The organism is Streptomyces sp. NPDC093260 (assembly GCF_040683715.1).
GTDB classification, from domain to species: Bacteria; Actinomycetota; Actinomycetes; order Streptomycetales; family Streptomycetaceae; genus Streptomyces; species Streptomyces sennicomposti.
Genome location: NZ_JBFBEK010000031.1, coordinates 26,394 through 44,026, shown reverse-complemented (window position 1 = coordinate 44,026; position 17,633 = coordinate 26,394). Strand labels below are relative to the sequence as shown.

Here is a 17,633-nt window from a genome sequence, read left to right as displayed (position 1 = left end):
GTGACTTTCGATGCCACGCTTCACGCCGTTCGACTTCGGGGTGACGAACGTCATGGGCCTCTTCCATCAGGACTGGATCTACGACGGGGACACGGCTGCCGACGTCGTCACCAAGTACCTCGCCCAGTCGCAAGACGAGCAGGCTCTGGCCGTACTCCGTGACACGCGGCTCCTCGCCGCCCTCCCCTCCTCGACGCTGGAGGTCCTGTGGGAGGCCGGATCCCAGTACATGCCGGCCTTCCACCTTGTGGGGGGCGGAGCCGAGTGGACGCGCACGGTCGCCGACCTGTGCGACGCCCGGCTCTCCGCCAACGCCGAGGTGCACGCGCTCACGGGTGCGGACGCCGAGGAAGGCGCCGCCTGCCTCGACGCGGTCGTCACCGAGATCGAGGCACTACGGCTCCTCCCGGCCGAGGTACGCTCCGCACTCACCGAGTGCGCGCGCCGCTGCAGCCCGGATCTGTCGTTCCGGGTGCTGCTCAGAGCCATGGCCTACACGCATCTCGATGTCTCGCTGTCCGCAGCGCAGTACGCGAGGATGGAGGCCATCGGTTCGGCCATGCAGTACGGCGAGTTCGTCGTCGACAGCGTCAAGTACCTGGTCGAACAACCCTGACGGCACAAGACCCCGACCGGGGGCGGACGGAGACAGATTCCGGCCGCCCCCGGCGGCATGCTCCAGGGCTTCAGATCAGCGGACGGCCCGTGGGCGAGCGCCGTCGGGCCGAGGCCAGGAGACCCTCCGTCTCGCAGGACATGCTGCGCGAGGCCCACCGGGTGGTGGGCCCGCGCTGCCGGGCCGCCGCGCGGTCCTGCTGACCCTGCGGCGCACCGTGAACGCTGCGGCCGGGCCCGGTGCGGCCGATACGATGACCGGACCCGGCAGCCACTGGACGTAAAAGCCCCGCGGTTACCCAGCACCTTTCCGCCCGTGCGGCGGTGTCCTCCGCCGGGTCCTGGGGCGCCGTCGTCGCCAAGATCCTGGCCGACGCCGGTGGTGGACATCGACTTCAAGCCGTTGTGGGTGTGAGGGCGCCAAGTCGCTGCTGGCACCGTGCGGTGATGCGAGAGCGGGCAGGGCCACAGCCCCCGTGGCCTGCGGACCCTTTCGTAGACCAGCGGGCGGTCGATTGCGGCCGGGCCGGCTACGCGCGAGAGTGACGGTGATCGGGGCGTCCGGGCACTGTTCGAGGACCTCGGCCAGGGCGGTCTGTTCGGGGGTACCAATGGTCAGGTTCCAGCGGGTTTCGGCGATCCAGTCGGTGGCGTAGGTGCAGTGGTAGCCGGCGGCCGGGGGAAGCCACGTGCTGGGGTCCTGGTCGGCCTTGGACCGGTTGGAGGCGGCGGAGACGGCGATGAGGTCGCGTTCGTCTCCGAGGTCGTTGGCGTAGGCCTCGCGCTCGACGGGGGTCCAGGTGCTGGCGCCGGAGTCCCAGGCTTCGGCGAGGGGGACGAGGTGGTCGATGACCAGGCCGCTGGGCCCTTCGATGTAGCGGTCGTCGTAGGGGGAGTACCAGGAGCCCCCGGTGACGGAGTACCAGGAGTCCCCGGTGACGCCGACCACGACGGCTGCAACACCCGCGCCGATAGGTGTTGTCTGCTGTTCGATGCCGTGGAAGCGCTGGTCGCCGTCCCGATCTCCGCTGGCCGCCGCATGGCGGAGCGCAGGCGAGAACGCTGTGAGTCGCTGAGTCCGAAGGGCTCCGTCGGCCACTCTGCCGTCTGGCATGATCACACGAATGGTCGATCATGACGAGTTGTCGTTGCGGTGGGGCCGGAAGCCCGCACGCTGGTGGACCGCGCTGGCCGCGCTGGTCGCGGTCGCGGCGGGGGTCGCAGCAGGCCTCGGTGTCCCGGACGCGCCGAAGTGGGGCGTTTTCACCGGAATCGTCGGTGTGGGGGCCGTTGGGTTCGCATTCGGGATGCTCAGGCGGCGGGTGGAGGCGGGTCCGGATGGGCTGCGGTTCCGCGCGGTGCTGCGGTGGCGGCAGTTGAGATGGGACGAGATCGTCCGTTTGGAGGACCTGCGGGTGGCTGCTGCCGACCCCCGGGTCCGGCAGTCGAACCTGCGTGTCGCGGCCACACTGCGCGACGGCTCCACGGTCGCGCTGCCGGTGCCATGGGCCGGCGCCACCGACGTGGTCGACTTCGAGGAGCAGGTGTCACAGTTGCGTGCGCTGCACCGTCGTTACGGCGCAGCGCACGAGGGGGGCGTAGGGCGTAACGCCAGGGTTCCTGCGACGATGTCGCCGTGGTCGGCCGAGTCCTGGCGGCGGATGGTGACGACGTCGCCGTCGCAGATCGCGACGCCGGACATGCTGTCGCCCCGCGCTTGAAACCGATGAGTTCCCCGAATCTTGAAGGGTCCCTGCGGCGAACCGGCGGCGGTTCGACGTCTACAACCTTGAGCCTGGCGTGGGTTCGCTCGCGAAGCCGCACTGCAGAACGGCGAGAGGACCCTGGCCTGGCTAGGGTCCTCTCGCCGTTCGCGTGCCGTGTCAGTGGCTGCCAGCGAGTTCGCCGGTGAGCTTGCCATGGAGATCGGCACTCGGATCGTTCAGACCGGTGATCTCGACGGTCTTGCCTCGTTGGCCGTACTTCGTCTCGATCGCGTCCAGCGCAGCCACCGAGGAGGCGTCCCAGATGTGGGCGGCGGACAGGTCGATGACGACCTTGTCGGGGTCGGTGGCGTAGTCGAACTGGCCGACGAGGTCGTTGGAGGAGGCGAAGAACAGCTCGCCCGTGACCCGGTAGACCACCGTCTTGCCGTCGGGGTCAACCACGGCGGTGACCTCGGCGAGGTGGGCGACGCGCTTGGCGAAGACGACCATGGCGGTGATCGAACCCACGACGACGCCGATGGCGAGGTTGTGGGTGGCGACCACGCAGGCGACGGTGATCACCATGACGGCGATCTCGCCGGCCGGCATCCGCTTGAGGGTCTTGGGGGCGATGGAGTGCCAGTCGAAGGTCGCGAACGACACCATGATCATGACGGCGACCAGGGCGGCCATGGGGATGTCGGAGACGACGGGGCCGAAGACGATGCACAGCACCATCAGGAACGCGCCCGCCAGGAAGGTCGAGAGCCGGGTCCGGGCGCCGGAGACCTTCACGTTGATCATCGTCTGGCCGATCATGGCGCAGCCGCCCATGCCGCCGAAGAAGCCGGTGACGATGTTCGCGATGCCCTGGCCAACCGACTCGCGGGTCTTGTTGGAGTGGGTGTCGGTGATGTCGTCGACGAGCTTCGCGGTCATCAGCGACTCCATCAGACCGACCAGCGCCATCGCGAACGCGTACGGGGCGATCGTCGTCAGGGTGTCGAGGGTGAACGGCACGTCGGGCAGGCCCGGAACGGGGAGGGACGACGGCAGGGCGCCCTTGTCGCCAACGGTCGGCACGGCGATGGCCGCGCCGATGGTGATGACGGTGAGGATGACGATCGAGACGAGCGGCGCCGGGATCACGGTGGTGATCTTCGGGAAGAAGACCATCAGGGCCAGGCCGGCAGCGATCAGCGGGTACACCGGCCACGGCACGTCGGTCATCTCGGGGACCTGCGCCATGAAGATCAGGATGGCGAGGGAGTTGACGAAGCCGACCATGACCGAGCGGGGGATGAACCGCATCAGCTTTGCCACCCCGAGAGCGCCCAGGACGACCTGGAAAACGCCGGCCAGGATGACCGCGGCGACCAGGTAGCCGAAGCCGTGGTCCCGGTTGAGCGGGGCCATGACCAGGGCGACGGCGCCGGTGGCTGCGGAGATCATCGCCCGACGGCCACCGACGATCGAGATGACCACGGCCATCGTGAACGAGGCGAACAGGCCGATCGCCGGGTCGACGCCCGCGATGATCGAGAACGAGATCGCCTCGGGAATCAGCGCGAGCGCGACGACCAGGCCCGCGAGGACCTCGGTGCGCCAGACCTTCGGGTCGGAGATCCAGTCGGGCTTCAAGCCGCGCAGTCGCGCGGCCGGGGACACAGCAGTGGCAGCAGAAGACAAGGGAGACGGAACCTGTCGTGCTCGGGCACACCCCTGTGGCAGGCCGAGGCGTGCGGGAGGACGCGGAGGGGCCGGGCCGGCACCCCGCGGACGACCCCGTGAATACGGAGCCGGAAGTCGAGGACGGACGGGTCTGGCCCACGCAAGAGCGCGGGCTCACCTCACGTCCGGGGGCGAAGCCTCACGGCGGGCAGGCGGCGGCGCCAGGCGTCATGGGCTCGCGCACGCTTCTCTCCTGCGAGAATCGGATCTTCGCCGGGGCACCATCGGCCCCGACGCGGCAACGGCGGGGCAGCGGCACGCCACCCTCACCAACAGCAACTCTACCCTAACGTTAGAGTAGAGATCGGCGGCGCCCACCAGGGCCGAGACCGCTGACGACGAGAAGGGCCAGAGGATCACGGGCGTGGACGGCAAGCACATGCAGATCGGCGAGGTCGCCGCGCGCACGGAGCTGTCCCTGCGCACCATCCGGCACTACGAGGAGACCGGCCTCGTCATCCCCTCCGCCCGCTCCCAAGGCGGCTTCCGCCTCTACACCGAGAACGACGTCGCCCGCCTCATGGTCATCCGCCGCATGAAGCCCCTCGGCTTCACCCTGGACCAGATGCGCGACCTGCTGGAAGCCACCGACCGCCTCGACGCCGGCACCGGCCTCGACGCCGACGAACGCGAAGCCCTCCTGGACCGCGTACGGACCTACCAGCAAGCCGCCACCGAACAGGTGGAGAAGCTGCGCGTGCAGCTGGCCCGCGCCGAGGACTTCGCCGCCACCCTGGGCGCCCGCTTGGAGCAGGCCGCACCCTCCGCCCGCACCTAGAACCCCAGGCCAGGCGCTCGCGGCAGCGCCACGCTGGACCAGCTCCTGCTCGGTGTTCACCCCGGAGCCCATAGGCCGCCTGGACCTCGCCTCGATGCCGATGGATCGCCTTCAGTCGTACTCCGCCCGCCCTCGGTCGGGACTGGTGGGACCGTGTACGCCGTAGCGACGTCTTACGGGGCGATAGGGCCGGTCTTCCTTTCCGGGTGTGCCGAAAGGACATAGCGGGTGGCGGAGAGGTTGGACAGGCCGAAGAGCTCCATCAACCGTACGGGGTCGGCGCTGTGGCGTGCTTCGTCGACGATGCGGTCCACGCGCAGTCGGCGGGCTGGCACGCCGATTCGCTGGAAGAGCAACTGGACCACGCCAGCGCTGATGGGCGGGCCGGAGTCGTCGACGGCGGTGTTGCGGGTGACGAAGAAGTGGGGGTTGGAGCTGTCGGGCCAGCGCGGGTGGCGCTGGAGCTCCCATGCTGTGGCCAGGCGCAGGGTGAAGGCGTCGAGGTGGAAGACGTGGTCCATGCGTCCCGCCCGGCGCAGGCGCAGTTGGCCCTTGCTGCGGTCGAGGTCGGTTCGCCGGAGGTGGGCGAGCTGTCCGGGGAGGAGGGCGTAGACGGCGACGAGGGCGACCATGAGGCGGTCGCGCGGGTCGTCGAGGCGGTCCAGGAGGCCGGCGATGCGGTCGGAGGGCAGCGCGGTTGGTACAGATCGGCTGCTGGTGAGGGAGACGCTGCGGGCCGGATCTCGGAAGACGAGGCGTTCGCGTTTGAGGGCGGTGTCGAAGCCGGGGATGTCGCGGTCGCTGATGCGGGCAGCGTGGGTGCGGGCGGACTGGCGGGCCGGGTGGGGAAGAGTCCCAGTTGCCCGGGAACCTGGGTCGGGCAGATCCGGGGGTCGTCGTGGACCTGCTTGGGGAGCCGAGCCCGTAACCACGAGGGGATGGCCGCTCGCCGCCCGGGCTTGGCTTGGGGCATCCGTAGCGGCCTCGCCTCGGGCAGCGCGAGCCCGCCGATGTCCAGGGCGAGCTGACGCGGCCGGCCCGGAGAGGTTGTAGCCGCGCAGGCCGTGGATGGAGCCGCCGCTGCGGGTGACGCACACCCACCGGCCGGCGTAGTCGCGTTTCTCGTAGACGCGGGCGGTGCGGTCGGAGTTGTTGCGAATCGAGCTGCCGCGGTCGCGGATCGCAAAGGGCAGGTCCTTCACCCCGCCGTCCACGGCCCGCCGCACCCAGGGCTGCCCGCCGAAGTTGATCTCCGGGTAGATACACACGTACCCGCTGGGACAGTCGATCGCCCCTCGGGCCGCACCGGACGTGGCGTCGGCGGTGGCGGGCGCGGACAGGGGCAGGCAGGCCAGAGCCGCAACGGCCCCGCCACGCATCACATGTCGGATCACGTCCTGACAGATACGGGCTCGCCCCCTCCAACCGGTCGTGACCGTGCACGCGTTCATTCCCGTGGAGCCGCACAGCGCACGGCCCGTCACCCGCCGGCCCCGCACGGGCTCCGGCGCACCCGCGCGCACCCCGGCCTATCCGCGCCGACCACCCGCCATCAGGACGCTGACGAAGTCGATCGCGCACCGCGACTGGTCCAGTCCGCTGCGGGCGCCGAGTTCGTCTGGGACCAAGGCGGTGGAGCTTGGCCCATACCCGGACCTCGGTCCATTCGTCACGGGTGCGTCGCCCGACGAAGCAGACGGTCGATGTTCTCGCGGCTGCGTCGGTCGGTGGGAGTCTGGACGACGAGGCGGACACCGGGGTGGTCGGTCAGTTCCATGCTGGTGGCACGCAGGCTCACTTCGCCGATCCCCGTGATGTCGTAGCGCTTGTCGCACAGGTGGGGTGGAGCGACGTCGTGCGTGGCCCAGAGCCGAGAGAACAGCGGGCTGGCGGTGCACAGACGGGCGACGAAGTCCTGCCATCGCGGGTCGCCCGCGTTCTGGCTGTAGCGATAGCGGACCCCTGCCACGGCCTCGGGCGCCTGCTCCTCGCGGTTGACGATGCGGGGTTGCCCCTCCGGTGCCGCGAAGAGCTGCCAGAGGGTGTTGCGCTTGCCGGGCGGAGCACTGACCAGAGCGGGGTGCAGGGCCGCGTATGCGCGGTTCCAGCGCAGCACGTCGTTGCGGGCATCGACCAGCATGGCGGGCAACGGGTCCTGGGCTCCCAGGACGCTGTCGAGGTGGCCGGGGAGCTCGGCCGGCGGATCACTGACGGCCGGAGGCTGCGGGACCTCGGCCAGACGGTAGAGATGGTCACGCTCGGCGGTGCTCAGAAACAGCGTGCGGGCCACCGCGTCGAGCACCTGGGAGCTGACGTTGATCGGCCGCCCCTGCTCCAGCCACGTGTACCAGGTGATGCCGACGCCGGCCAGCTGGGCGACCTCCTCGCGGCGCAGTCCGGGGGTGCGCCGACGGACTGTCGCGGGTATGCCGACGTCCTCGGGTGAGACCCGCGCGCGTCGTGAGCGCAGGAAATCCCGTAGTTCGGTCCGGTTCATGGTTGTCGGCACAGGTCCACTCTGCCAGAGCCGCAAGACGTCGGCCTAGTGCTGCCAGTACCAGTATCAGCAGGCTTCTGGCACCGGTGTCAGCACAAGGCGCAGGCTCGTACCGCCTGAGTGCCTCAGGACTTTTCCGGGACGTCTTGCACGACGTTCCCCAAGGACGGCTACCCAGATGAACGGACGACGAGTTCCATGAGCAACGCATTCAACAACAAGGTCGCGGTCGTGACGGGTGGAAGTGCCGGTATCGGACACGTCACCGCGCGGAAGATCGCCGAAGGGGGCGGCACTGTCTACATCACGGGACGGGACCAGGACGCCGTGACGGCGGCGGCCGCGAACATACCGGGTGATGTGATCGGGGTGCGGGCCGACTCGCGCTCGGCCGACGACCTCGACCGGCTCTTCGCGCAGGTGGAGCGGCGCAGCGGCCGGCTGGACGTGCTGGTCGTCAACGCGGCGGCGATTGCGACCGCACCGCTGGGAACCATCACCGAGGACGTCATCAGGACGGTCCTCGACGTCAACATCACCGGCACGATCGTGACCGTCCAGAAGGCGCTGCCGCTGCTGGCGGACGGTGGTGTCATCGTCCTCACCGGCTCGATGGCCGCTCACAAGGCGTCGCGCGGGCGGAGTCTGTACGCGGCTTCCAAAGCCGGGGTCCGCGCTCTCGCCCGTACCTGGGCGCTTGAGCTGACCCCACGCGGGATCCGGGTGAACGTGGTGAGCCCGGGCCCGACGGATACGCCCGGCATCGCGCAGCTGGCCGCCACCGCTGAGGAACGCGAGGCGCTCATCGCCACGATGGGCACCGGGACCCCGATGACCCGGGCCGGTACCGCGGAAGAGGTCGCCGCCGTCATCGCCTTCGTCGCCTCGGACGCGGCCTCCCACGTCAACGGCGCCGACTACCAGGTCGACGGCGGTTACGGCCAGGTCTGACACCCTCACGGACCGTGGTCCATCGCAACGGCGAGACTGGATCACCCCGGGTGTGCGGCTCGATCAGCGCCTCCAGAGCCGCCAGCAGGTCAGGGTCGGTGACGGTCAGCGGCTTGCGGCCAGCTCCCGCAGCCCGGACCCTCCGCATCGGCACCGGGTCCCCGGCCAGCTCGGTGACGCCACGCGCGACGGTGGCGGAACTGGTCCCGGAGGCGGCAGCAACCAGAGTGATCCCGCCGTGGCCGATGGCCGCCGCCTTGCTGGCCAGGTGGAGCCGACGGCGGCGCTCGTCGAGATGCGGCAGGATCCGGTCGAACTTGGCCCGTAAGGCGGAGATGGGCGGACGCACGGTCATGGTCCACCCTCCCACCAACTCCGCCCGAACAAGCACTAATTGAAATACAAGCCCCGGGCAAGGTCACCAACTGCCAGGTCGGCGTCTCGGTGCACCTGGCCACCGACCGTGCCTCGGCCTCGATCGGCTGGCGGCTGTTCGCGCCGGCCTCCTGGGACCCGGCCTCCCCGGAGGCCGATGCGGTCAAGGTCGCCCGCCGCACCCGCTGCGGCTTCCCCGACCAGGTGGGACATGTGGAGAAGTGGCAGCCGGCTCTGGACATGATCGACGAGACGCTCTCGTGGAGCGTCGATATCCCGCTGGTGGTCGCGGACGTCGGCTACGGCGATGCCGCCGCCTTCCGCCTCGGGACGGAGGAGCGGGACCTGCCTTACGCGGTTGGGATCTCCGGCCGTCACACAGCGCATCCGGCCGAGGCCCGGCTCGTCCAGCCTGTCTACGCGGGCACCGGCCGGCCGCCGAAGATGCAGTACCCCGGGCCTGCGCAGACCGTGAAGGACCTGGTCATCGCGGCCGGCCGGGCGGCGGCCAGGCCTGTGTCCTGGCGGGAGGGATCCCGGCCGGGCAAGGGCCGAAGTGGCGTCAAGCGCATGTACTCGCGGTTCGTCGCTCTCCGCATCCGCCCGGCCGGACGCGGCGTCCGCAGGACCGTCGACGGTCCGGAGCTGCCCGAGCGGTGGCTGCTGGCCCAGTGGCCGGCCACCGAGCCGGAACCGGTGCAGTTCTGGCTGTCGAACCTGCCCTCCGGCATGCCGTTGGCCACCCTGGTGCGGCTGGCCAAACTCCGCTGGCGCATCGGACACGACTACCGCGAGATGAAACAAGTCCTGGGCCTGGCCCACTTCGAGGGCCGCACCTGGACCGGCTGGCACCACCACGTCACCCTCGTCTCCGCCGCCCACGCCTTTTGCACCCTGCAACGACTGGCCCGTCACCCAAAAGACTCGGCGCGGGCCTGAGCCGCTACCAAGTCATCCGCGAGCTCCAGACACTCCTCGCCACCTGGGCCGGCGCCTGCCCCACCTGCCACCGCGACATCCCAAACCAGTACGAACCTGATCAAGCCCTACTGGTGTCTGTGGGCGGGCCTGGCGGTTGCGACAGGGGTCGTCGGGATCTGGGCTGCACCACTCCAACCGGGACCAGCGTCAGTCGTCATGAAGTTTGTGCGGCCCGGCTCTCAGCCCGTCCAGAGTGAGGTCCAGGAGGCGTTCAGCCTGGTCGCGGGAGTCGGGCTTCGCCGAGGTGAGGGCGATACCGGCCAGGGCGGCGAACATGTCGTCGGGGCTGATGTCGGAGCGCAGGGTGCCTGCGCTTACACCGGCTTCCATCAGGGTGGAGAGCGTCGACTGGATCATCTCGCGGCTCTGACCGTACGGATCGGCGCCCGAAGCGACGGCGGCCCGCAGGGCGTCAGCCATGCCGAGTTTGGCGGCGGCGTAGTCGATGAAGTGGCCCATCCATGCACGTAGGGCCTCGTGCGGCGGCATCGTCGCGAGGAGATGGGGGGCCACATCGCAAAGTCGTGCCACTTCGTTGCGGTAGGCCGCCTCGATCAGGGATTCGCGGGTCGGGAAGTTGCGGTACAGCGTGCCGATTCCTACGCCAGCCTCCTTGGCAACACGCTCGTAGTGCACGTCAAGGCCCTCCGCCGTGAACACACGCACCGCCGCGGCCAAGATCTTTTCCCGGTTGCGCTGCGCGTCGGCCCTCAGCGGACGTCCCGTATCCCGTGCCATCGAGGGTTCGCTCCTTCATCGTCGGTTGCTAAGTGGAGGCGCGTCCAGTTACCTTGGCCGTAAGGGGAGGTGCCTCCACTTAACTCTAGGCCGTGCGTTGCGCCCCCTTCAGGTGACCCCAATCAACTTTCGAAGCATCGGGAGGATGCTGTGTCGGGAATCGAAGGCAAAGTCGTAGTGATCACGGGTGCCAGCAGCGGGATCGGCGAGGCGACGGCCGTGCTGCTGGCCGAGCGGGGGGCGAAGGTGGTGCTCGGGGCACGCCGGCAGGCACGTCTGAAGTCACTGGCTGCTCGCATTCAGGAAGCGGGCGGCGAGGTTGCTTACGCGCCGACGGATGTGAAGCGCCGCGAGGATCTCACCGCTCTGGTGAAGCTGGCTCGCGACCGCTATGGCAAGGTCGACGTCTTGGTCAGCAACGCAGGGGTCGGTCTGCTGTCCCCAATGGATGACCTGCGGGTCGAGGACTGGGAAGAGATGATTGACGTCAATCTCAAGGGGGTCCTCTACGGGATCGCCGCGGCTCTGCCCGTCTTCCGGACGCAGGGCTTCGGACATTTCGTTAACACCGTGTCCACTGCCGGGCTCCGCATCGTGCCGCTCCAGGCGGTGTACGCGGGGACCAAGAACGCCGTGCGTACCATCTCCGAGGGGCTGCGGCAGGAGGCCGGTGGCAGTTTGCGCGTCACGGTCGTCTCCCCGGGAGTCACGCGGACGGACTTCGCCGATCCCATGGGTCCGGAGGTGAAGAACCAGATCATCGACAGCATGGGCGAGATCGGGCTGGACCCGGAGGCCATTGCCCGTGCCATCGCCTTCGCCATCGAACAGCCCGACGGTGTCGATGTGGGGGACATCGTCGTTCGCCCCACGGCGCAGGGCTAACGAGTTGGTGCGTGATATCGGGTGAGGTGTGTTTGGCCTGGTCGTGGCCTGTTCTCAGGTGTTGTTGGTGCGGTCGGAGACGAGGCCGGCGATGGCGCGGTAGGTGCCGGGCAGGCGGTCGCGGCGATGGGTCCAGCGCATCAGTTGCTTCCAGCGTTTGTGGTCGGCGAGGGCGTGTTCGACGGTGATGCGGTCGGAGGAGTGCCCGTGACGGTCGCGTTCCCACTGTTCGACTCTGCCGGGCAATGCTCCGGGCCGGGGGTTTTCTGGGCGGCGTGATCGCTTGCCCGCGGTGGTCGCGGCTCAGGCCCAGGTAGCCGTCGTCCAAGAGGACCTCGACATCGGGAAAGTGCTGGAAGCAGACGGCGATGCCTTCGTTGCGGGCGGCCGTGGCGTCGTGCACACGTCCGGGCCGCAGGGTATCGGTCCATAACGTGCGGCCTCGCCAGTCGGCGATCACGGTGGCCTTCATCGTGTTCTGCTTCTTCTTGCCCGAGACGAACGCACGGCGACCGCCGCGGTTGACCGACGGCCTGCGCCGTCCTGGAGGACAGTGACCTGACGCCCGCCGGGCGACGCCGGCGACGCCTGTGCCCGGTCCCGGTTGCGCACGCCAGATCCGCGTCGGCGGGCCGCCGCCCCATCCGCTGGCCGGGGGCGCCGACCTGGCAGACGGCCCACGGCCGGATGCCGTGGTGGGGCGGGTCTCGTAGCCTGGGAGTGCTCGGGGCCTGGTGGCGGTGGAGGGTGTCCTGATGCCTCGAACGATCTGGTCCGGCGCTATCTCGTTCGGTCTGGTCACGGTGCCGATCCATGTCCAGAGCGCGACGGAGGACCACAGTATCCACTTCCACCAGTACCACCTGGCGGACATGGGCCGGGTCCGCAACCGCAAGGTGTGCGAGCTGGAGGACCGTGAGGTCGGCCAGGGGGAGATCGGCAAGGGCTATGAGTGGTCCAAGGACCAGATCGTGCCGATCAGCGACGCCGAACTGTCGAACCTGCCCCTGCCGACCGCGAAGGCGGTGGAGATCGACGCCTTCGTGCCGCTCGACTCCATCGACCCCGTCCGCTTGGGCGAGGGCTACTACCTTGCCCCGGACGGTCAGGTCGCGGCGAAGCCGTACAAGCTGCTGGTGAAGGCGCTGGGCCGGTCGGCGCGGGTGGCGGTGGCGAAGTGGGCGTGGCACGGGCGTGAGCGCCTGGGAATCCTACGGGTCAAGGACGACGTCCTGGTCCTCCAGCTGATGCGCTGGCCCGACGAGGTCCGCGATCCCGCCGAGCTGGCGCCGCCGGAGGTGGAGGTCTCGGAGCGCGAGATCGACGGCGCGCTCGCGCTCGTGGACACCATGGCCCGCGAGGACCTGGAGGGCGAGGAGTTCCGGGACACGTACACCGAGGCCTTGGCGCGGGTGATCGAGGCCAAGCGCGAGCACCGCGAGCCGGCCGAAGCACCGGAGCCGGCAGCGGAGCCGGCCAAGGTGCTCGACCTGATGGCCGCCCTCAACGAGTCCGTGGCCCGCGCGCGCCAGGACCGCGGCGAGAGCGACACCCACGCCGACGTCCACGAGATGCCGAAACCGAAGAAGCAGACGGCGAAGAAGCAGCCGGCCAAGAAGACGGCGAAGAAGACGACGACGACCCGCCGGTCGCGGCCGGCCTAGCCGTCGACGAAGCCCAGCGCGCTGTCCGGCCGGCAGTGCGTGCAGGCGGCCACGCCCTCGGCCAGCGCCCGGAGCGCGGCGGCCTGGTCGATCGCCTCGACCCGCTTGCCGGACATCCGGCAGTCCCCGGTGTGGACGGTAACCGGTGGTGACGTCCGGTTGAGGCCGCGTTCGAGGACCCAGTCCGGGCGCGGTGGGCGGGCGGCGATGCCGCGCTGCCGTTCCTGCTCGCGCCGCTCCTTGGCCGCGATCTCCTGCTGGACGCGGGCGAGGCTGTGGCGGAGCCAGGTCTCCAGGGTGCGGAGGCGGGGCAGGTCGGGCGGCAAATCGGTCACGTGTTCGATGGTAGGGGGTAGGCTGCTGGCGAGCATCGTGAGGGGGGCGAGTGATCAGGAGTCGGTCATGCCGGATGACCTGCGCGTCCTCACCGTCCTCGGCATCGACCCGCACGCCCTGGAGGCGGCGCCGGACGGCCCATCACGCCACTCCGGCTATCAAGCCCGCATCCACCCACTGTCACCAGAACGCCAGTGCTGCTCGGCCTGCGACGACCCGGCCGTCGCGACCCGCCGCTTGGACGTGCCGGGTCTCGCTTTGCGGTGGCTGGACTCCTGCCGTGACTGCATGATCGCCGCATGGACGCGGTGACCCCCGACCCCGGTCCCGGCCGCTTCCATCTGATCGCGTACACCGAGGGCCGGCCGGTCGTGCACGGCTGGTGGAACGACCGGGCGGTCGCGGACCAAAAGTTCGCCGGCTGGGTGGGTGAGTACGGAGGCCTGCCGGATCCGCGGATCGTCCTCGTGGACGAGGAGAGCTGGCGGGAACCCGGGGGCCGTTGATCGTCCACGTGGTGCAGGCCGACGAGGGCAGCGGGGCGACAGCCCTATGAGCACCTCGCAGAGGCAAGGGGGTCAGTTGACCGGCAGTTCGTTGTTCTCCCGGCGGGAGGCTGCGCCGAGCACTGTACGTGCGACGTCTCCGAGTGATCCGAGCAGCGGGTTGGGGTCGTCAGCGCGCGTGACGAGCACGACTTCGCAGGGATCGATGTCGATGACGGGCACCAGGGCGATGTCCTCACGCGCAGCGGCGCGTCGATCGCTGGCAGGGAAGATCGCGACACAGTGGCCGGTGGCGACGAGTTCCAGCTTGTCCTCGTAGCTGTCGTCGATTGCGGGCGGGGGTGGTGCCGGTCGGTCGCCGACCGGCTTGGGCGTGCTCCAGACGACCGGAGTGCTGGCGCAGGTCACCAGTTCCTCGTCCGACAGAGCCCGCAGGCTGACGGGTTTCTCGTTCGCCAGATGATGGCTCGCCGAGGTAACGAGCACCCGCGGCTCCTCATGGAGCTTGGTCACCTGGAGGCCGTCCGTGGGCAAGGGCAGGGGTTTGTATGCGATGAGGGCGTCGACCCGACGCTCGGCGAGGGCGTGCGTGTCCCGCCAGTCGAGGTGCCGGGTGCGGACCTGGCTGTCGGGGTGCCGGCGGCGCAGTTCCTGCACGCAGGCGGTGATGACCAGTCCTTCGGCGCAGCCGACAGTGATGGTACGGGGCTGGACGGCGGCTCTGGCCGTGTAAGCGGCTTGCTCGGCCTCGTGGAGCAGTATCCGGGCTCGGGGAAGGAAGGCCTGACCGGCGGCGGTGAGGCTGCTGCCCTGCGGCGAGCGATCGAAGAGCCGGACACCGAGCTGAGCTTCCAGTCGCTGGATCTGGCGGCTCAGCGACGGCTGCGCCAGGTGCAGCTTGGTGGCGGCCCGACCGAAGTTGCCGTACTCCGCCACGACAGTGAAATAGCGCACGAGTCGCAGATCGACGTCCATTCGCTCAGGGTACGCCGCGCGCTGTCATACGACTGGGGCATCACGGCATACGGAACAGGTCTTGGACATGGTGTGCGGATGCGTATTTGGCTTGAGGGCATGACCACTTATGACGGCAAGAAGATCGTGATCACGGGCGGAAGCAGCGGTATCGGCCTGGCTACGGCCCAGTTGTTCGCGGACGGTGGGGCGCACGTACTGATCACGGGCCGTACCCGCTCTTCCCTGGACACCGCGTTGGAACGGTTGGGGAACAAGGCGACCGCTGTCCGTAGCGACGCTGCGTCCCTGAAGGACATCAAGGCGCTGGCCGACACGGTCCAGGAGCGGTTCGGCGCAGTGGACGCGCTGTTCGTCAACGCCGGCGTCACTGGGTCCGCGCCGTTCGACTCGACGACGGAGGAGATGTACGACGAGCTGTTCGGCATCAACGCCAAGGGACCGTACTTCACGGTGCAGGCGTTGGCGCCGCTGTTGCGCGAGGGTAGCGGCGTGGTTCTCACCACGTCGGTGGTGAACGTCCTGGGCCTCGACGCGCTCAGTGTCTACTCGGCGAGCAAGGCAGCCCTGCGGTCGATGACGCGCACCCTGGCCCGCGAGCTGCTGCCGCGCAAGGTGCGCGTCAATGCCGTGAGCCCCGGCCCGATCGACTCGGGCATCCTGGACCGCTCCTCGCTGCCCGCCGATGTCGTCGAGGCGACGAAGGACACCTACCGGAGCACCATCCCGATGCAGCGGCTGGGGGCGTCCGAGGAGGTGGCTGCCGCGGTGGCGTACTTGGCGTTCGGTGCGACCTTCTCGACCGGAACGGAATTCCCTGTCGACGGAGGGGCTTCGCAACTCTAGTAGGACTCCGTTAAGACATCTGGCGACGCTGCTTCCAGGCGGCTCACGATGGGATCGAGCTGGCTGGCATCCACGGGAAGGGCGCCTCGCGGGTCTGCAAGGTCGCTGAGTACCTCCTGGATCAGATATCGGCTGGTGCAGGCCGAGAGGAACACTTCCGCCTGTTCGTGCGCCCTTCGCCAGTCCGGTAGGCCGCATAGCACCACAAGCAAGCTGCCTGCGGCCCAGACCGCTTTCTGGCCTTCACCCGCTGACTCAGCTCGGAAGGCTTCCACCGCACGGTGCCACTGCTCCGCTGCACCCTCAGAGCCCAACAAGTGAAGGACGACGGCGCTCTGAGAGGTCGTTCGCTTTCCGAATGCTGTGTGCGGATTCCGCTGGTCAGGCATGAGATTGCGGATGTGGCGGGAGTCTCGACTCGTTGCTGATTGAGTCGGCGTGGGGGTGGCGGATGCCGTCGATGCGGGCGGTCCTGGAAACGCGGCGAAAGGCTGCTGCCGTGCGGGTGGAGGAGCTCGAAGCCGAACTGGAGCGGTTGCGGGCGGACTTGGTGGATGCCGAGGAGGAACAGCCGGCCGACACGGTCGGTGGCCCGTCGCCGAGGAAGCCGGTGGGCCCGCGCCGTGCGGTGCCGCATCGCCAGAACGCGGCCGGGGTCGAAGACCTGTCGGTGGACTACCAGGCGGTGATGGCAGCCGCGGCCGAGGCCGGGGGTGACGGGCTGGGTGCCCGGCGGGCGGCCGTGGTGCTCGGCTGGGACAGTGCCTCGGCCTCACGCGTCGAGGGTGCGAGAGCACGGTTGAAGAGGCTGGTGGAACGGGGCTGGCTGGTGGAGGCAAAGCCCGGGAGGTTCACCTGCCGGCAGAACAGCGCACTGATGAGGCTGTGCGGCCAGGCGGCGGTTCATGAGGGCGATCATCGACCAGCGGATGACGGCTTCGCTCGTGTCGGTGCGTCGTTCGTAGTCCCGGACCAGGCGCCGACTGCGCAGAAGCCAGGCGAAGGACCGTTCGACGACCCGGCGGCGGGGCAGTGGACGGAACCCGCGGACGTCCTCACTGCGGCGGACGATGTCGAGGACGAGCCCGAGATGCTGGCTGGTCCAGTCGGTGAGGTGGCCGGTGTAGCCGCCGTCGGCCCAGACCCGCGCCAGCCGCTGGAAGCGGCCGGCCGCCGCTGGCAGAAGGGACCGGGCGCCGTCCCGGTCGGTCACGGATGCCGGTGTGACCAGCACGGCCAGGAGAAGTCCGAGCGTGTCGGTGAGTAGGTGCCGCTTGCGACCGTTGATCTTCTTGCCCGCGTCGAAGCCCCGTGAACCGAGGGTGACGGTGGCGTCCGCCTTCACCGACTGCGAGTCCACGACCCCCGCGCTCGGCTCGGCGCTGCGGCCTTCAACGGCGCGGACGGCTTCCCGCAGCCGGTCGTGCAGCTCGGTTACCAGTCCCGCATCCCGCCAGCGGGCGAAGAAGGCATAGACGCGCGGCCAGGGCGGGAAGTCGGCGGGCATTGCCCGCCACTTGATGCCGTTGTCGACGAGGTAGCGCACCGCGTCGATCATCTGTCGGTGGCAGTAGCCCTCCGGACGCCCGCCGCGGCCGGAAAGCCAGCCCGGAACCGGCAGCAGGTCCCTGACCACGGCCCACTCGGAATCGCTCATGTCCGAGCCGTATCGGGGCCGGCGCTGCGGCCGGTCGGCCGCGTTGCCGAACCTGTGGGCGAGACAGTCACACCCAGGAGTGACCGGACTGGACCCGGCAACCGTGACCACGCGACACTTCGACAACAGGGCCTCTTGCTTCTCGCTGGACTCGACATCCGCGAGCTACCAAGAGGCCCTTCCTTCATGCACTCACCCCGGACAACTCACCCGAACCAGGCTCCCGTTCGAACCTGTCCGACCGCGCGAGCGGATAGAGAGCAGGCAGTCAGTCTGCTGTGATGACGAGGCGTCGGCGAGCTGCTGAAACGACAGCGCGGGGTAAGCCGCGCAAGTCGCCTCGGATAGATCTAGGGAGGCGGCTGCCCGGGCCGGTCAGGCGGCGTCAGGGC

Annotated in this window: 15 protein-coding genes and 6 pseudogenes; 10 read left to right on the top strand and 11 right to left on the bottom strand. The window is 69.3% G+C overall.

Going from position 1 to position 17,633, the window contains the following annotated elements; translation table 11 throughout:
* The first annotated feature begins 10 nt into the window (after positions 1-10).
* Entirely contained in the window at positions 11-616 is a 606-nt protein-coding gene (locus AB0N63_RS30075) for a hypothetical protein (protein ID WP_365533779.1), read from the top strand.
* Positions 617-910: 294 nt separating this feature from the next.
* Here the strand turns inward: AB0N63_RS30075 and AB0N63_RS30070 are convergent, their stop codons facing one another.
* From AB0N63_RS30070 to AB0N63_RS30060, 3 genes and pseudogenes are all read right to left on the bottom strand, one after another.
* Complete coding sequence (locus tag AB0N63_RS30070) at positions 911-1,729, bottom strand: HNH endonuclease family protein (protein ID WP_365533777.1); 819 nt, start codon at positions 1,727-1,729, stop codon at positions 911-913.
* Positions 1,730-2,236: 507 nt separating this feature from the next.
* Positions 2,237-2,326 (bottom strand): annotated as a pseudogene (locus AB0N63_RS30065) (S24 family peptidase); the annotation flags it as partial.
* 172 nt (positions 2,327-2,498) lie between these two features.
* Positions 2,499-3,989: a SulP family inorganic anion transporter gene (locus tag AB0N63_RS30060; protein ID WP_365533880.1), complete on the bottom strand. Its 1,491-nt coding sequence runs from the start codon at positions 3,987-3,989 to the stop codon at positions 2,499-2,501.
* A 427-nt stretch (positions 3,990-4,416) separates the two neighbouring features.
* Between AB0N63_RS30060 and AB0N63_RS30055 the strand changes: the two genes are divergently transcribed.
* The gene (locus AB0N63_RS30055) at positions 4,417-4,830 is read left to right on the top strand and encodes a MerR family transcriptional regulator (RefSeq protein WP_365533775.1); all 414 of its coding nucleotides are present in this window, start codon (positions 4,417-4,419) and stop codon (positions 4,828-4,830) included.
* Positions 4,831-5,003: 173 nt separating this feature from the next.
* Here AB0N63_RS30055 and AB0N63_RS30050 read toward each other — a convergent pair whose 3' ends face one another.
* Together AB0N63_RS30050 and AB0N63_RS30045 are read right to left on the bottom strand one after the other, a co-directional pair.
* Entirely contained in the window at positions 5,004-6,224 is a 1,221-nt protein-coding gene (locus AB0N63_RS30050; protein WP_365533772.1) for a peptidase inhibitor family I36 protein, read from the bottom strand.
* A 275-nt stretch (positions 6,225-6,499) separates the two neighbouring features.
* Complete coding sequence (locus tag AB0N63_RS30045; RefSeq protein WP_365533769.1) at positions 6,500-7,339, bottom strand: helix-turn-helix transcriptional regulator; 840 nt, start codon at positions 7,337-7,339, stop codon at positions 6,500-6,502.
* A gap of 186 nt (positions 7,340-7,525) precedes the next feature.
* Here AB0N63_RS30045 and AB0N63_RS30040 point away from each other — a divergent pair, with 186 nt between their 5' ends.
* Complete coding sequence (locus tag AB0N63_RS30040) at positions 7,526-8,278, top strand: SDR family oxidoreductase (RefSeq protein WP_365533766.1); 753 nt, start codon at positions 7,526-7,528, stop codon at positions 8,276-8,278.
* Between the two features lie 13 nt (positions 8,279-8,291).
* Here AB0N63_RS30040 and AB0N63_RS30035 read toward each other — a convergent pair.
* Positions 8,292-8,633 (bottom strand): annotated as a pseudogene (locus tag AB0N63_RS30035) (ISAzo13 family transposase); the annotation flags it as partial.
* 56 nt (positions 8,634-8,689) lie between these two features.
* On the opposite strand from AB0N63_RS30035, the pseudogene AB0N63_RS30030 reads away from it, so the two are divergent.
* A pseudogene (locus AB0N63_RS30030) lies at positions 8,690-9,592 on the top strand (IS701 family transposase); the annotation flags it as partial.
* Positions 9,593-9,781: 189 nt separating this feature from the next.
* On the opposite strand, the gene AB0N63_RS30025 reads toward AB0N63_RS30030, so the two are convergent.
* Positions 9,782-10,372 carry a TetR/AcrR family transcriptional regulator gene (locus AB0N63_RS30025; RefSeq protein WP_365533763.1) on the bottom strand — a complete coding sequence of 197 codons (591 nt, stop codon included), beginning with the start codon at positions 10,370-10,372 and terminating at the stop codon, positions 9,782-9,784.
* Between the two features lie 150 nt (positions 10,373-10,522).
* Between AB0N63_RS30025 and AB0N63_RS30020 the strand changes: the two genes are divergently transcribed.
* Positions 10,523-11,257 carry an SDR family oxidoreductase gene (locus tag AB0N63_RS30020; protein WP_365533761.1) on the top strand — a complete coding sequence of 245 codons (735 nt, stop codon included), beginning with the start codon at positions 10,523-10,525 and terminating at the stop codon, positions 11,255-11,257.
* A 54-nt stretch (positions 11,258-11,311) separates the two neighbouring features.
* On the opposite strand, the pseudogene AB0N63_RS30015 reads toward AB0N63_RS30020, so the two are convergent.
* Positions 11,312-11,777, bottom strand: a pseudogene (locus AB0N63_RS30015) (transposase family protein); the annotation flags it as partial.
* Positions 11,778-12,012: 235 nt separating this feature from the next.
* Between AB0N63_RS30015 and AB0N63_RS30010 the strand changes: the two are divergent.
* The gene (locus AB0N63_RS30010) at positions 12,013-12,921 is read left to right on the top strand and encodes a Ku protein (RefSeq protein WP_365533758.1); all 909 of its coding nucleotides are present in this window, start codon (positions 12,013-12,015) and stop codon (positions 12,919-12,921) included.
* Here AB0N63_RS30010 and AB0N63_RS30005 read toward each other — a convergent pair.
* The gene (locus tag AB0N63_RS30005; protein WP_365533756.1) at positions 12,918-13,256 is read right to left on the bottom strand and encodes a DUF6233 domain-containing protein; all 339 of its coding nucleotides are present in this window, start codon (positions 13,254-13,256) and stop codon (positions 12,918-12,920) included. The two genes, AB0N63_RS30010 and AB0N63_RS30005, sit on opposite strands and share 4 nt — an antisense overlap.
* A 67-nt stretch (positions 13,257-13,323) precedes the next feature.
* Here AB0N63_RS30005 and AB0N63_RS30000 point away from each other — a divergent pair, with 67 nt between their 5' ends.
* Entirely contained in the window at positions 13,324-13,569 is a 246-nt protein-coding gene (locus tag AB0N63_RS30000) for a hypothetical protein (protein WP_365533753.1), read from the top strand.
* The gene (locus tag AB0N63_RS29995) at positions 13,557-13,763 is read left to right on the top strand and encodes a hypothetical protein (protein WP_365533751.1); all 207 of its coding nucleotides are present in this window, start codon (positions 13,557-13,559) and stop codon (positions 13,761-13,763) included. The genes AB0N63_RS30000 and AB0N63_RS29995 overlap by 13 nt, the downstream gene beginning before the upstream one ends.
* Positions 13,764-13,835: 72 nt before the next feature.
* Here AB0N63_RS29995 and AB0N63_RS29990 read toward each other — a convergent pair whose 3' ends face one another.
* Positions 13,836-14,738, bottom strand: coding sequence for a LysR family transcriptional regulator (locus AB0N63_RS29990; protein WP_365533748.1), 903 nt, complete (start codon positions 14,736-14,738; stop codon positions 13,836-13,838).
* Positions 14,739-14,837: 99 nt separating this feature from the next.
* Between AB0N63_RS29990 and AB0N63_RS29985 the strand changes: the two genes are divergently transcribed.
* Positions 14,838-15,584 (top strand): SDR family oxidoreductase, encoded by a 747-nt coding sequence (locus tag AB0N63_RS29985; RefSeq protein ID WP_365533878.1) that lies wholly within the window; start codon positions 14,838-14,840, stop codon positions 15,582-15,584.
* A gap of 460 nt (positions 15,585-16,044) precedes the next feature.
* Positions 16,045-16,493: pseudogene (locus AB0N63_RS29980) on the top strand (hypothetical protein).
* On the opposite strand, the pseudogene AB0N63_RS29975 reads toward AB0N63_RS29980, so the two are convergent.
* Positions 16,474-17,241: pseudogene (locus AB0N63_RS29975) on the bottom strand (IS5 family transposase); the annotation flags it as partial. The pseudogenes AB0N63_RS29980 and AB0N63_RS29975 sit on opposite strands and share 20 nt — an antisense overlap.
* Positions 17,242-17,633 lie beyond the last annotated feature (392 nt).